Origin of the sequence: Methylobacterium sp. E-045 (genome assembly GCF_022829685.1) — a bacterium.
Classification (GTDB): domain Bacteria; phylum Pseudomonadota; class Alphaproteobacteria; order Rhizobiales; family Beijerinckiaceae; genus Methylobacterium.
Map to the genome: position 1 here is coordinate 15,401 of NZ_JAKSYE010000134.1, position 14,042 is coordinate 29,442.

Consider the following 14,042-nt stretch of genomic DNA (forward strand, 5'->3'; position numbering starts at 1 on the left):
TCGACATTTCATCCTTGCTTGACGTGTCGGCACCCCGCCGCTGATGTTCGTTCTTCACATCGCGCTTCAAGGATGTCTTCGCGGTGACGATGTCGCCTATGGCCTCACCGCCGATACGGGCGGCCATATCCGCTACCTGCTCGATCTCGTCCGGGCCTGTGCCGGGGACACGGCCGCGGACCGGATCGTCATCGCCACCCGCCTGTTCGAGAGTGCGCTCGGGGCCGACTATGCCGTGCCCGAGGAAGCCGTATCGGGCAAGGTGACGATCGTGCGACTCGCCAGCGCGTCGCCGGACTACCTGCCCAAGGAAGCCCTGCACGGGGAGGTGGCGAGCTTCGCCGAAGCCCTCGTCGCCTGGATCGCCGCGCAGCCCGTGCGCCCCGCCATCCTCCACGCGCATTACGCCGATGCCGCCGCCGTCGCCGCCCTGGTCGAGGACCGGCTGGGCATCCCCTTCGTGTTCACCGCGCATTCCCTCGGGCGGGTGAAGGCCCGCGCCATGGGCCGGCCGTCGAACGATACCCCGTCCCTGGCGCACCGGATCGCCGCCGAGGAAACGGCCCTGGCCCGCGCCGCCCTGGTCATCGCCTCCTCCCGCGACGAGGGCGAGGTGCAATACGCGACCTATGCCGCCTACGATCCCGGTCGCATCCGCGTCCTGCCGCCGGGCAGCGACCTGGCGCGCTTCCACGCGGCGCGGACCTGCCCACGGGTCGACGCCTCCATCGACCGTTTCCTGCGCGAGCCGGGCAAGCCCGCGCTGCTCGCCCTCGCCCGGCCCGTGGCCAGGAAGAACCTCGCCGCCCTGGTCACCGCCTATGGCGAGAGCCCGGAGCTCCAGGCCCGCGCCAACCTCGTCCTCGTGGCCGGCACCCGCGACGACCTCGACGACCTCGACGGCGGCATGGCCGAGACCATGCGCGACCTCCTCGTGCTCATCGACCGCCACGACCTCTACGGGCGGGTGGCCTATCCGAAAACCCACCGCCCCGACGACGTGCCGGCCCTCTACGCCTATGCCCGCGAGCGCGGCGGGGTGTTCGTCAACCCGGCCCTCAACGAGCCCTTCGGCCTGACCCTGATCGAGGCCTCCGCCGCCGGCCTGCCCCTGGTCGCCACCGACAGCGGCGGTCCCAACGACATCGTCGAGACCTGCGGCAACGGCCTCCTCGTCGATCCGCGTGATCCGGCCGAGATCGCGCGGGCCTGCCTGCGCATCCTCACCGAGCCCGGCCTGCGCGACCGCTACGTCGCCGGCGGCGAGCGGGCGGCGGCCGCCTACGACTGGGACCGGCACGCCCTGCGCTACCACGCCCTGCTGCGGGCCCTCGCGGCGGCGGAGGCGCCGCCGAGCCCTCCGCGCCAGCTCCTGATCTGCGACATCGACAACACCCTGGTCGGATGCGATGCCGGTCTCACCGCGTTCCGCCAATGGCGCAGCGAGCAGGAGTGCCTCGCCTTCGGCGTCGCCACCGGGCGGTCGTTCCACAGCGCCATGGCGATCCTGGAGCAGCAGGCGAGCCCGCGCCCCCAGGTGATGATCACGTCGGTGGGCTCGGAGATCTATCATCTCGACGCCAACGGGGTGAGCTACACCGCCGACCGGTCCTGGCGGGACGCTGTGTCCCGCGGCTGGAGCCGGGAGGAGGTGAGGGCCGTGCTCGGGCAGGTTCCCGACCTCGTTCCGCAGGGCCCCCTGGAACAGCGCCCGCACAAGCTCAGCTATTTCGGCGATGCCGCCACCGCCCGGCGCGTGCGGGGCAGACTCGACGCCGCGGGTCTCGCCGCCTCGATCATCCACAGCCACGGCCGCTACCTCGACGTGCTGCCGCCCGCGGCCTCGAAGGGGACGGCGGTCGACCACGTCCGCGCGCTGTATGGCCTCGCCGAAGGCAACGTGTTCGTGGCGGGCGATTCCGGCAACGACGTGGAGATGCTGCGCGTGCGGCGACAGGCGATCATCGTCGCTAATTTCTCCGACGACCTCGCCACCCATGCGGCGCTCGGCCATTCCTACGTCGCCAGCGCCTCGCATGCGCGCGGCGTCATCGAGGGCGTCGCGCATTTCCGGAAGATGCCCGTCCATGCCGGCTAGCACGGCCTCGGCGAGCGTCCTCACCCTGGTCCGCCACCGGGACGGGCATCTGCGCAACCTGATGCGCGGGCTCGCCCGGCAGACGGTGGCGCCCCTGGAACTCGTGATCGCCTGGATGCAGCCGGAGCCGGCCCCCGACCTGCCGGATCCCGGCTGTCCCGTCCGGCACCTGCACGTGCCGGGGGAGCCGATGCCGCTCGCCGCCGCCCGCAACCGCGCCGCCGAGGCGGCGCAGGGCGAGCGCCTGATCTTCCTCGACGTGGATTGCATCCCCGGGACGGGACTGGTCGCGGCCTATGCCGGAGCCGAGGCCGAGGCGCTGCTGCTCGGCGAGGTGCTCTACCTGCCCGAGGGCGCCGTGGGCCTCAGCCTCGACTACGAAGCACTCGACCGTGCCGGGCGCGTGCATCCGGCCAAACCCCCGATTCCCGAGAACGGCCTCCGCCCGGAGCCGGAGGCGAGGGAGCTCTGGGGCCTGTCCTTCGCCCTCCCGGCCTCTGCCTACCGCAGCGTCGGCGGCATGGACGAGGGCTTTTCGGGCTACGGCGGCGAGGAAACCGATTTCGCCGTGCGCCTCTCGGCCTCCGGCCTGCCGACCTTCTGGGTCGCCGGGGCGCGGGCCTACCACCAGCATCATCCGGTCCACGTGCCGCCGCTGCCGCATTTCGAGTCGATCCTGCGCAATGCCACCCGCTTCCATGCCCGGCACGGCACCTGGTGCATGGAATACTGGCTCGGCCAGTTCCGCGATGCCGGCCTCATCGCCTGGGACGGACAGGCCGACTCCATCCGGCGCCTGCGCACACCCGACCCCGCCGAGATCGCCGCCGCCCGGCAGCCCGGCACGCGCCTGTTCTCCTGAACCCACCCCGAGTCCCATGACGAAACCCATCGCCTTCTTCGTCCACCACCAGGGGCGCGGACACGCCAACCGCACCCGCGCCGTGGTGGCCGAGTTCGCCGCCACGCGGCCGGTCTCCGTCCTCACCGCCGATCCGAGCCTGTTCGACGGCTTCTCCCGCGACATCGAGATCGTCGCCCTGCCCAACATGATCGGCGCCAGGGTGCCCACCGCGCGCCTGTTCGCCGAGCCGACGCCCCGCGTGATGCACTGCGTGCCGCTGGGCGTGAGGGAGACGCGCCGGACCATGCGCACCATCCTCGATCATCTCGACGACCGGGAGGTCGGCCTGTTCGTGGTGGACGTCTCGGCCGAGATCGCCCTGCTGGCGCGCGCGGCGAGCGTGCCGGCGGTACAGATCCGCATGCACGGCGACCGCTCCGACATCGGCCATGTGGGCGCCTACGAGGCCTGTATCGGCATGCTCGCCCCCTTCGACGAGCGGCTGGAGCAGGACGATTACCCGGACTATCTGCGCGCCCGGACCTTCTACAGCGGCGGCCTGTGCACCAGCGTCGATCCGGTGCTCTCTCGCGCCGAGGCCCGCGCCCGCCTGCGGCTCGATCCCGACCGGGAAATCGTCGTCGCCGTGACCGGGGGCGGTGGCAGCGGCACGCCCTACGCGCCCCTCACGGTGGCGGCGCGCGCCGTGCCCGACGCCCTCTGGCTGACCCTGGGGCCGACCCACCGCGAGGGTCACGAGACCGATTTCGGCAACCTGCGCGAACTCGGCTGGGTGCCGTCCGTGACCGATTACCTCGCCGCCGCCGACATCGTCATCGCCTCGGCCGGCGACAACACCGTCCACGAGGTCGCGCGGGTGGGCGGGCGCCTCGTGGTGATGCCCGAATGGCGCTATTTCGGCGAGCAGACGCGCAAGGCCGAGGCCCTGGTGCGCCTCGGCGTCGCCGTGCAGGCCCCGCACTGGCCCGGCGACCTCCAGGGCTGGCGCGACCTCCTCGACCGGGCGCGCCGCCTCGACGGCGAGACCCTGCGCCCGCTCCACGCCCCGGAGGCCGCCGCCCGCGCCGCCGGCTGGCTCGAATCCCTCACCGACGAACTCTGGGCCGGCGCCCCCGCCGCGCCCGCCGCCTGACCCCTTCCGCTCCCCCAAGAACCGGACCTCGAGAATGTCGACCGTTTCCGTCGTGACGCTGGCCAAGGGACGGCCTACGCATCTCACCAACCTCGTCCTCGGCCTGATGCGCCAGACGCAAGCTCCCGCCGAACTCGTCGTCGCCCGCATGCAGGACCAGCCCTACGACCTGCCGGAGGCGCCGTTCCCGATCCGCCAGATCGCCGTGGCGGGCGACCCGCTGCCTCTCGCCGCCGCCCGCAACCGCGCCGTGGCGGCCGCGTCGGGGGAGGCGGTGGTCTTCCTCGACGTGGATTGCATCCCCGCGCCCACCCTCGTGGCGGATTACGCCCGTCGCCTCGAGGAATGCGACGGCTTGCTCATGGGCGAGGTGCTCTACCTCCCCGGCGGCGCCACCGCCGGCGCGTGGAGCTGCGACGCCTTCGCGGACGTGGCCGTCCGGCATTCCGACCGGCGCGGCCCGCCGGGCGAGGGCATCGAGATCTGCACCGATTACCGCTGCTTCTGGTCCCTGAACTTCGCCATGCGGCGGGCGACCTTCCTCGGCCTCGGCGGTTTCGACGAGCGCTATGCGGGCTATGGCGGCGAGGACACCGATTTCGGCAAGCTCCTCGATACGCGGGGCATCGCCATCGCCTGGCTCGAAGGCGCGCGCGCCTATCACCAGTATCACCCGCACCACATGCCGCCGATCCATCATCTCGACAGCGTGGTGCGCAACGCCGAACTGTTCGAGGCGAAATGGGGCTACCGGACCATGGGCCATTGGCTCCATGCGTTCCGCCTCATGGGCCTGATCGACGACACGCCCGGACGGCCGATCCGGATCCTGCGCCGCCCGGATGCCGACGATCTGGCGCTCACGGGCCAGCAGAGCCACCAGCCCTACGCCAACACCGCCTCGGTCATCCGCATCCTCGATGCGCGGATCGCCGCCGCCCTCACCGAACCGGCCGGGGGCCTCGCGGCGGAGCCCGAGCCGGCATGAAAGCCATCCGATGAGGATCGCGCTCCTCGCCCATGTGCGCCAGCCCATCGCCCAGCCGTTCAAGGGCGGCATGGAGGCCCATAGCTGGCACCTCGCCCGAGGGTTGCAGGCCCGCGGCCACGAGGTCGTGCTGTTCGCCTCCGGCGACAGCGACCCGCGCTTCACCCTCGACCCGGTCCTGCCCGAGCACCAGGAACGGACGTTCCCCGGCCAGGAGCATACCGGCAACCCGGCGCTGATCGCCCATCTCGATGCCGGCTACGCCGCCGCCTGCGACCGGATCGCCGCCGGGGGCTTCGACGTGGTCCATAACAACAGCCTCAGCCGCCTTCCTCTGGCGCGCGGGCGAACGGAGGCGGTGCCCACCGTCACCTCCCTCCACGTGCCGCCCTACGATGCCCTGCGCTGGTTCGTCCACGACGGTGTCGCCCCCTCGCACCGGATCACGGTGACCTCACAGAGCCAGCTGCGGGCCTGGTTCCCGGACGGGGCGCCCCCCGAGGTGTCGGTGCTCCCCAACGGCATCGACCCGGCCGATTGGCCCTACCGCGACCGTGGCGACGGCAGCGCCGTCTGGTGCGGCCGGATCACGCCCTACAAGGGGACGCACCTCGCCATCGCGGCGGCGCGGAGGGCGGGCATCGCCCTCACCCTGTTCGGCTCGACGGAGGATGCCGGATACTGGGAGGAGACGGTCAGGCCCCTCCTCGGCGGGGCGATCCGCTATGGCGGCCATCTCGACGGAGCCTCCCTCGCGGCGGAGATCGGACGCGCCTCGGTCTTCCTGTTCACGCCCTGCTGGGACGAGCCGTTCGGCCTCGTCGCCATCGAGGCCATGGCCAGTGGCCTGCCCGTGGCCAGCATCGACAGGGGAGCGGCCCGCGAGGTCATCGGCGAGGCGGGCGCCTTCGCCCCGCCCGGAGACGACGCCGCCCTCGCCGACGCGATCGGGCGGGCCTTGGCCATCCCGCGACGCAGGGCGCATGACCGCGTCCGCCGCCATTTCACCCACGACGTCTGGCTGGACGCATGCGAGGCGCTTTACGCCGACGTCCGGCAACCGCATCCCCGCAGCCGGGATCGATAGGGAAAGCGGGACGGGACACGCCTCCCGTCGATCTGGATGATCCGCCTCGGGCGTCGCCGGCAGGGTGACACCCCCCACGGCGACGGAGCGGTCGATTTCGCCGTCCTCCTTCAGGGCCATCATCTCCTCGGCAACGGGTCGTTCGTCGTCCGACGCAGCTTCACGGACGGACGGTCGCCCGCCGTTCCGGATGACCCGACACGCCGGCACCGAGCCGACGGGATGGCGGTTTCCGGTGATCCGGCCACGTTCCGGGCTTGACGCTGGTATACCAATGGCAACATAGTGCCGGCGCTCCTCGAGAGGAGCCTTCCTATGAGCAAAACTTCACCCGCCCGGCTTCGGCCGAGGCGGGTTTTTCCGTACTTTTCGCCCCGCGCGGCATGAAGCCGGCCGTCGACGAGGAGCCGTTCCATAAGGCTGGGAGTTGAACCTGAGCGCCCTATCCTCTGTCGTCGAATGCGAGGCGCGCCATGAACGACAACGAACATGCCGTCTACGCCGTCGCTCCCGAACTCGGAGGGTGGACGGTCTACGACACCAAGACGCTGGAGCCCGCGCTGGTGAAGGGCGTCCGTCAGGTCGGACTGGGCCGGGAGGCGGCCGATGCCCTCGCCGACGTCCTCAACACCATGGAGCGGACGGCGCCCGGATCGTCCCTGGTCCGGTCGGACGGACCGTCCTAGGTCTCGCCGCCCTGCCGGTGCGTCCGCGCCGGAAGCCCGACCCCTCCTCCTACCGATCGAAGCCAACGCCGACCCGCCGATCCCGGCGACCCGATCGGACCATCCGTGCCGCGCCGGAGGCCGGCTCCCAGGAACTCAGCCCATGTCGTCATGGCCGGATCTCGACGATCCCCACCTCGCCCTCGTCGGCAACGCGCGGGAGATCGGCGATCACGGCAGGGCCATCGACGCAGCGTCCTGCGTGGTGCGCTTCAACAACGCCGCGGGGTTCGGCGGACCGGCGGGATCGCGCGTGACCATCCTCGCCCTCGTCAATCGCGGAGGCCAGGCCCGCGCCTGGGTGGAGGATGACGGGTTCCTCGATCGCCCCGTGATCCGGCAGGCCCGCAGCTACCTGCTGGCCTTCCCCGAACTCGCGCCGGACGAGGAGGGTGCCCATGAGCGCGTCTGCTGGACGGCTCCCCTGAGGGACAAGCTCGCCCGCCGCCCGATCCATGCCCTCCCGTCCGCCCTGCATGAGCGCGCCCGCCACCTGCTGGCCCCGCGCGTCTCCGGCACCCCGAATCCGAGCACGGGCTTCCTCGTGGCCCTCGCCATCATCGAGGGGCGCAGCCCGTCCCTGCCCCCGATCGACGTCTACGGGTTCGGCTTTGCCGGCTGGTCCGGCCACCCCTGGGAGGCCGAGCGGGACTGGTTCACGGCCTGCGGCAAGGCCGGGCGCCTGCGGCTCCATCCTCCCGCCGCGTCCTGACATCGGCTCGACCGCCAGGCATGGCAGCCCCGGAGGTAAAAGGTTCCACGGCCGGTCACAATCCCCATAGTTTTCCCCCAAATATCGATATCTATTTTTTGGGAGCCGCAAGGCAAAGCGAGCGTTCCTTGGAGGACTGACAGCGCCATGCCGCGTCGGTACGAAATAATACACTCGTTCAACTGGGATGATGTCTATGGCCGCCAAGCAGAAAACCTTGCATGACGCTTTCTACGAGACCCTCAAGGACGTCTATTACGCGGAGAAGCAATCCGTTCGTGCATTGAAGAAGTCGGCCAAATCCGCCGAGCACGACGAGTTGCGTCAGGCCTTCGAGACCCATGCCGAGGAGAGCGCCGTTCAGGTCGAGCGCCTTCAGCAGGTGTTCGAGATCATCGGCAAGTCGGCGCGGGCCAAGACCTGCGAGGCCATGCAGGGCCTCACCGCCGAGATGGACGAGGATCTCGAGGATTTCGGCGACAGCCCGGCGGCGGACGCGGTCCTGATCGGCTGCGCACAGGCGGTCGAGCATTACGAGATCGCCCGCTACGGCACGCTCAAGACCTGGGCGAGCCAGCTCGGCTACGAGGATGCCGCCAAGCTCCTCGACGAAACCCTTCAGGAAGAGAAGAAGACCGACGAACTCCTCACGCAGATCGCCCAGAGCATCAACGTCGAGGGCTCGGAGGAAGCCGGGACCGAAGACGAGGCCGGGACGGAAGACGAGGCGGCTCCCCGGAAGAAGGGCGTCAAGGCTGAGTCCGAGTCGAAGGCTAAGTCCAAGTCCAAGGCCGAGTAGGGAGGTCGCGTCATGGTCGATACCAGCAAGATCCAGGAGCACATGCCGGTCGTCGGTTCCGATGACGGGCATGTGGGCACGGTGGATCATCTCGACGGGCAGCGCATCAAGCTCACCCGGACCGATCCCGAGGCGCAGGGCCGGCACCACTTCCTCCACATCGACTCGATCGCTGCGGTGGAGGACGGCAAGGTCAAGCTGAACCGGACCTCCGCCCAGGCCAAGGACGAGTGGGGCACCGCGGAATAGCCCGACGCGCCGGACTGGAATCCGGAGGGGTTGCCGATGCGGCAGCCCCTTTTTCGGTTTGGCGACGGCACCCGTCGGCACGGGGCGCTCGGGCGTGGACTTTGCGGGCTCAGCGCTGGTCGCCGTGCCTGCGCGCGGCGCGAAACCTATTCCGCCGGGGCGTGCGCGGTCGCTGCCATCGCCGGGACAGGGACCGCGCCGCGGGCCGCCACGAAGAGCAGGCCCGCGACGAGCATGTAGGCCAGCGCCAGGGTCGGGGTCACCGCGAAGCCGACGGCGGGCCCGTGCATGAAGCCGAAGAAGGTGAGGACGCCCCCGGCCGCCGCGAAGGCCGAGGCCCTCGCGAAGTCGCGCTCGATGATGAAGGTCGCGATGGCGCCGAGGATCAGCCCGCCCAGGATCGCGCCTTCGCCGAGCACGGCGAGCCCGTGATAGAGCACGCCCACCTGTCCGAGCTTGTCCATGCCCACCGAAGCGGCGCTGGTGCCGGCCGCCCCCAGCGCCCCGTCGATCAGCGTCTTGGCCCAGGCGGCGAGATGCGGCGCGAAGGCCAGCACGATGGCGGGCGCGTGCGAATGCGGCGTCTCCTGGAAGGCCTGCGCCCCGATCAGCATGCCGATATAGAGCAGGATCGGCGAGATCGCGACGATCGGCACCACGCTGGAGATCAGCGAGATCAGGTTCAGCCAGGCCAGGATCAGGACGACGATGCCGGTGGCGAAGGAATAGCCGATCCGCCCCCCCATCGCCTTCCAGCCGGGATGGCCGATATAGACGGCGTTGATGAAGGGGTTGCCCATGAGGCAGCCGATCAGGCTGACCAGCCCGTCGGCGGTGAGCACCCGCGTGGTCGGGTAGGGGTCGCCCGCCACCTCCGCGCTCTCCACGTTGTCCATGGCCTCCACGAGGTCGTAGATGCCGAAGGGGATCGCCGTCACCAGGATGATCCCGATGAACTCGAAGCCGCCGAAGACGTGACCGATGGCCGGCAGCGGCACCGAGACGCCGATGCCGGAAAGCGCGCTCGTCAGGCCGGCGCCGCTGACCCCGCCGATGTCGATCCCGACGAGCTTGGCGCCCCAGGCGACGGCCATGCCGAACAGGATCGCCACGAGGCCGGCCGGGAGGCGGCCCGGATAGCGCACGCCGCCGAACCACGCGAGCAGGATGATGGCGAAGGCGACGACGCCGATCACCGGGGTCTGGATCAGCTCCAGCGCCGGGCGCATGGCGATGAAGGTGACGGAGACGCCGGCGAGGGTCCCGAGGAGCGCCGCGCGCGGCGTGATGCGCCGGATGACGGGGGCGATGAACCCGCCGATCATCAGCATGAAGCTCTGGATGAACACCCAGGCGAGCCCCGCCTCCCAGGCCTTCACCGGATCGCCGGTGGAGAGCTTGATCGGCAGCATGATCACGAAGACCACGATGAACATATGCGGCACGCTGATGCCGGAGGGCAGCGCGCAGACGTCGTCGCGGCCGGTGGCCCGGGCAAGCCGGTAGCCGAGCCAGCCGTAATAGGCGGTGGAGAGGAAGAGCATCAGGCCCACGGCGGGCAGGATGCGGCCGAAGGTGATCGCGTCGGGCATGCCGAGGACGAAGCGCAGCAGGCCGGTGAGCACCAACATGTTGACGAGGATGTTGGTGCCGAAGCCGAAGAACGCGTTCCAGTCGCCGGGCACCCAGAGGGCCGGGCGGCCGGATGCGCCGGCCGTGTTCGTCATGCCGCTCACCATGGTGCCCTCCGTCATGCCAGGGCGGGGCAGACGCCGCGCCGAAAAAAGCGGGTCAGCCGTGACGGCCGAGGGCAGCGATGACGCTGTCCGAATCCGACACCCAGCCGAAGATGCCGCCCTGCGCCTTGATCATCGCGAGGCCGGCGGCGTGGAAATCGGGGATGTACGAACCGCAGGCATCGGCGACGACGACGCAGCGATAGCCGCGGTCATTGGCCTCGCGCACCGTCGTGTGCACGCAAACCTCGGTGGTCACGCCGCAGACGAGAAGGGTCGCGATATCGCGGGCCGCGAGCACGTCGGCGAGTTCGGTGGCGTAGAAGGCGCCCTTGCCCGGCTTGTCGATCACCGGCTCTCCCTCCCGGGGCGCCAGCGCGGGAATGATGTCGTGCCCGGGTTCGCCGCGGATCAGGATGCGGCCCATCGGTCCGGGCTGACCGATCCGCGCCGTGGGCTCACCGCGCTCCAGCTTGGCCGGAGGCGCATCGGAGAGGTCCGGCCGGTGACCCTCGCGTGTATGCACGACCAGGAGTCCGGACGCGCGGGCCGCGTCGAGGAGGGCTTTCGTCGGCGGCACGGCGGAGGCGAGGAGCGAGACGTCGTTGCCGAGGCTTTCCCCGAAGCCGCCTGGCTCGAGGAAGTCGCGCTGCATGTCGATGATGATGAGGGCCGTACGCAACGCATCGAAGGACAGCGGGGACGGCTGGGCGTCGAGGAGGGTGGGCATGAGAGGCCTTGCGCCATCGCGAATCGAACCGACGGCGCCTCATCATGGATGCAAGGACGGGAAAGACCTTGCCCAAACCCTGCACTTCGATGCCCGAAGTTTCGCCTCGTCCTGGCGAGCTTCTCTACACGCTCCCCGGCGGGAGCCGGCGCCGTCAGCGCTGCAGGCGCGCGTGCCTGCGCGGACCCGGCGCGGCCGTCCGCCCCGGGCGGTCCCGCCGGCGGTTTCCCACGCGAGGGCACTCTCGGCGTCGAGGGTCTCGAAGGCACCCTCGACGCCGCTCGGGTGAACGAGGATCGCGGAGTGTGCGGCGGCGGCGTCCCGCGTGCCGCAAGGTGATCGCCTCGCGGCCCCATGCCGGGGATTCGTTGCAATTATATGACTCTCCCCGCCGGCGGTCGGCCGGTGGCCCGCCATGGCACATCGGTTGCGGGCATCCCCTCACGGGTTGCAAACGAGGAGAAGCACGATGATCGCACGGGGGCTCACGGCTGCGGCTCTGTCGCTCAGCATGATCGGATGCGGCTCGATCGAATGCAGCATGGCGGCCGATCTCGATCCGGCGAGGACGCTCGGGGTCGCGGAGCCGGCACCGATGAAGGCGCCGCCCTTCTTCCTGTTCTCCGATACCCAGGTGAGCTTTCGCTACCAGTTCCCGGCCGCGGAGCCGGGCGTGCAGATCCAGAAGGCGGATGGCAGCTTCCGCAATCGCGACATCCCGAAATACATCACCAACATCTCCCATGCCGACGCCTGGGCCTACGGCACGAACTTCTTCTCTCTCGACATCCTGCAATCGACGTCCCAGGATCCGGCGGGGACCACCAACGTCCCGGGCGGTTTCGCGCAATACGACCACGGCGCCACGGAAGCCTACGGCCTCTACCGCGGCACCCTGAGCCTGAACGCCCTCACCGGGACCAAGGCCTTCGCCGTTCCGGGCATCGTCAAGGACGTCTCGCTGTCCTTCGGCTTCGATGCGAACGCGAAGAACACCGCCTTCGGCCCGAAGAAGCGCGACGTCGTCGGGGGCCTGACATTCTCGGTGGACGTGCCGGCGGGCTTCCTCAACATCAGCGCCCACGCCTACAAGGAATGGAACCGCAACGGCTTCAACGTCCAGCCCGATCGTGACGTCAGCTTCGATACCGTTCCCGAGTTCGAGATCGTCTACAATTTCCCGCTGACCTTCATCCCGAACCTTCCCCTGAGCATCGCCGGCTTCAACAACATCGTGACGCCGAAGGGCAAGGGCATCCGCGACCCGTTCAACTATCCGGGCGGCTATTATCCGGGGACGGGCGTCGAGTTCCTGTCGCGGACGAACCTCGTCCTCGATGTCGGCAAACTGGTCTGGAACCAGCCCAACAAGCTCGATGCCTTCATCGGGTTTCAATACTGGCTGAACAAGTTCGGCAACGTCGATCGCGCGACCTTCAAGGGCAACGAAGAGAAGAGCTTCCTCGCCGGCATCGCCTTTCACATCTTCTGACGCACGGATACCCGAACGGGCTGAACTGTGCTCCGCTCCGGGGCCCATGACATCGGGAGTCAGGATGAGCGAACGAGACGCCGGAGCCCATCGCCTCTGGATCAGGAACCCGCTGGCGATCCTCGCGGCGGATGCCGCCGGCGGCATCGTCGTCGAGGGGTCGCGCATCGTGGAGCGCGTGGCGTCGGGCGGGACGCCGGCGGCGGCGGTACACGAGACCTTCGACGCCTCGCGCCACGTGGTCATTCCCGGCCTCGTCAACACCCATCACCACGTCTTCCAGACCCTGACGCGCGCCCATCCCCTGGCGATCAACAAGCCGCTGTTTCCCTGGCTGAAGGCGCTCTACACGATCTGGGACAGGCTCACCCCGGAGGCGTTCCGCCTCGCGACCCGGCTGGCCTATACCGAGCTCCTGCTGTCGGGCTGCACCACGGCGGGCGACCACCACTACCTGTTCCCGAAAGGTCTCGAGGCCTCCGTCGACATCCAGGTCGAGGAGGCGCGGGCGCTCGGCATCCGCGCCCACGTCACCCGTGGCTCGATGAGCCTGTCGGTGCGTGACGGCGGCCTGCCGCCGGACACCCTGGTTCAGGACGACGACACCATCCTGTCGGACAGCGAACGGGTGCTCAACCTGTTCCACGACACCGCCCCCGGCGCCATGGTGCAGATCGGGCTGGCGCCCTGCTCGCCGTTCGCCGTGACGAAGCGGCTGATGCGGGAGAGCGCGGCGCTGGCCGAACGCTACGATTGCCGCCTGCACACCCATCTCGGGGAAACCCTCGACGAGGAGGCCTATTGCCTGTCGACCGTCGGGCTGCGCCCGGTCGATTATCTGGAGGAGGTCGGCTGGATGAACCCGCGCGCGTGGCTCGCCCACGGCATCCACTTCAACGACGCGGAAATCGCCCGCCTCGGCAAGGCGGGGGTCGGAATCTGCCACTGCCCGACCTCGAACATGACCCTGGCTTCAGGCTTCTGCCGGACCTGCGAACTCGAAGCGGCGGCCAGCCCCGTCGGCCTCGGTGTCGACGGCTCGGCCTCGAACGACAACTCGAACCTGATGGAGGGCGTCCGCCACGCCCTGATGCTGAACCGCCTCACCTACGGCGCGGAGAAGGTCACCCATCTCGACGCCCTGCGCTGGGCGACGGAGGGCTCCGCCGCCTGCCTCGGCCGCAGCGACATCGGACGGATCGAGGAGGGCCGCGAGGCCGACCTCGCCCTGTTCACCCTCGACGAGCTGCGCTTTTCCGGCAGTCACGATCCGCTGGCGGCCCTGGTCCTGTGCGGGGCGCACCGGGCCGACCGGGTGATGGTCGCCGGGCACTGGCGGGTGATCGACGGGCACCCGGTCGGGCTCGACACCCACCGGCTTCGCGAGGAGCACACGCGCCTCGCCCGACACCTGTTCGGCACGCATTGA

General features: G+C 69.9%; 13 protein-coding genes. 11 read left to right on the top strand and 2 right to left on the bottom strand.

Annotated features, from left to right (window positions below; genetic code table 11):
• Positions 1-43: 43 nt before the first annotated feature.
• From MKK51_RS25830 to MKK51_RS25870, 9 genes are all read left to right on the top strand, one after another.
• The gene (locus tag MKK51_RS25830; protein ID WP_243982493.1) at positions 44-2,098 is read left to right on the top strand and encodes an HAD-IIB family hydrolase; all 2,055 of its coding nucleotides are present in this window, start codon (positions 44-46) and stop codon (positions 2,096-2,098) included.
• Entirely contained in the window at positions 2,088-2,960 is an 873-nt protein-coding gene (locus MKK51_RS25835; protein ID WP_243982495.1) for a glycosyltransferase family 2 protein, read from the top strand. The genes MKK51_RS25830 and MKK51_RS25835 overlap by 11 nt, the downstream gene beginning before the upstream one ends.
• A gap of 16 nt (positions 2,961-2,976) precedes the next feature.
• Positions 2,977-4,095, top strand: a complete 1,119-nt coding sequence (locus MKK51_RS25840) for a glycosyltransferase (protein WP_243982497.1) — start codon at positions 2,977-2,979, stop codon at positions 4,093-4,095.
• A gap of 34 nt (positions 4,096-4,129) precedes the next feature.
• Complete coding sequence (locus tag MKK51_RS25845) at positions 4,130-5,083, top strand: galactosyltransferase-related protein (protein WP_243982498.1); 954 nt, start codon at positions 4,130-4,132, stop codon at positions 5,081-5,083.
• A gap of 10 nt (positions 5,084-5,093) precedes the next feature.
• The gene (locus MKK51_RS25850) at positions 5,094-6,170 is read left to right on the top strand and encodes a glycosyltransferase (RefSeq protein ID WP_243982499.1); all 1,077 of its coding nucleotides are present in this window, start codon (positions 5,094-5,096) and stop codon (positions 6,168-6,170) included.
• A 473-nt stretch (positions 6,171-6,643) separates the two neighbouring features.
• On the top strand, positions 6,644-6,856 hold the full coding sequence (locus MKK51_RS25855) for a hypothetical protein (RefSeq protein ID WP_243982501.1): 213 nt from the start codon (positions 6,644-6,646) through the stop codon (positions 6,854-6,856).
• Positions 6,857-6,998: 142 nt separating this feature from the next.
• Entirely contained in the window at positions 6,999-7,607 is a 609-nt protein-coding gene (locus MKK51_RS25860) for a hypothetical protein (protein WP_243982504.1), read from the top strand.
• 196 nt (positions 7,608-7,803) lie between these two features.
• A complete protein-coding gene (locus MKK51_RS25865) occupies positions 7,804-8,406 on the top strand; it encodes a ferritin-like domain-containing protein (RefSeq protein ID WP_243982505.1) in 603 nt (200 codons plus the stop codon).
• A gap of 12 nt (positions 8,407-8,418) precedes the next feature.
• Positions 8,419-8,655 (top strand): DUF2171 domain-containing protein, encoded by a 237-nt coding sequence (locus tag MKK51_RS25870; protein ID WP_243982508.1) that lies wholly within the window; start codon positions 8,419-8,421, stop codon positions 8,653-8,655.
• A gap of 146 nt (positions 8,656-8,801) precedes the next feature.
• Here the strand turns inward: MKK51_RS25870 and MKK51_RS25875 are convergent, their stop codons facing one another.
• Positions 8,802-10,394 (bottom strand): regulator, encoded by a 1,593-nt coding sequence (locus tag MKK51_RS25875; RefSeq protein WP_243982510.1) that lies wholly within the window; start codon positions 10,392-10,394, stop codon positions 8,802-8,804.
• A 52-nt stretch (positions 10,395-10,446) separates the two neighbouring features.
• The gene (locus tag MKK51_RS25880; RefSeq protein WP_243982512.1) at positions 10,447-11,121 is read right to left on the bottom strand and encodes a cysteine hydrolase family protein; all 675 of its coding nucleotides are present in this window, start codon (positions 11,119-11,121) and stop codon (positions 10,447-10,449) included.
• 469 nt (positions 11,122-11,590) lie between these two features.
• Between MKK51_RS25880 and MKK51_RS25885 the strand changes: the two genes are divergently transcribed.
• Together MKK51_RS25885 and MKK51_RS25890 are read left to right on the top strand one after the other, a co-directional pair.
• A complete protein-coding gene (locus MKK51_RS25885) occupies positions 11,591-12,613 on the top strand; it encodes a hypothetical protein (protein ID WP_243982514.1) in 1,023 nt (340 codons plus the stop codon).
• 64 nt (positions 12,614-12,677) lie between these two features.
• The gene (locus MKK51_RS25890) at positions 12,678-14,042 is read left to right on the top strand and encodes an 8-oxoguanine deaminase (RefSeq protein ID WP_243982516.1); all 1,365 of its coding nucleotides are present in this window, start codon (positions 12,678-12,680) and stop codon (positions 14,040-14,042) included.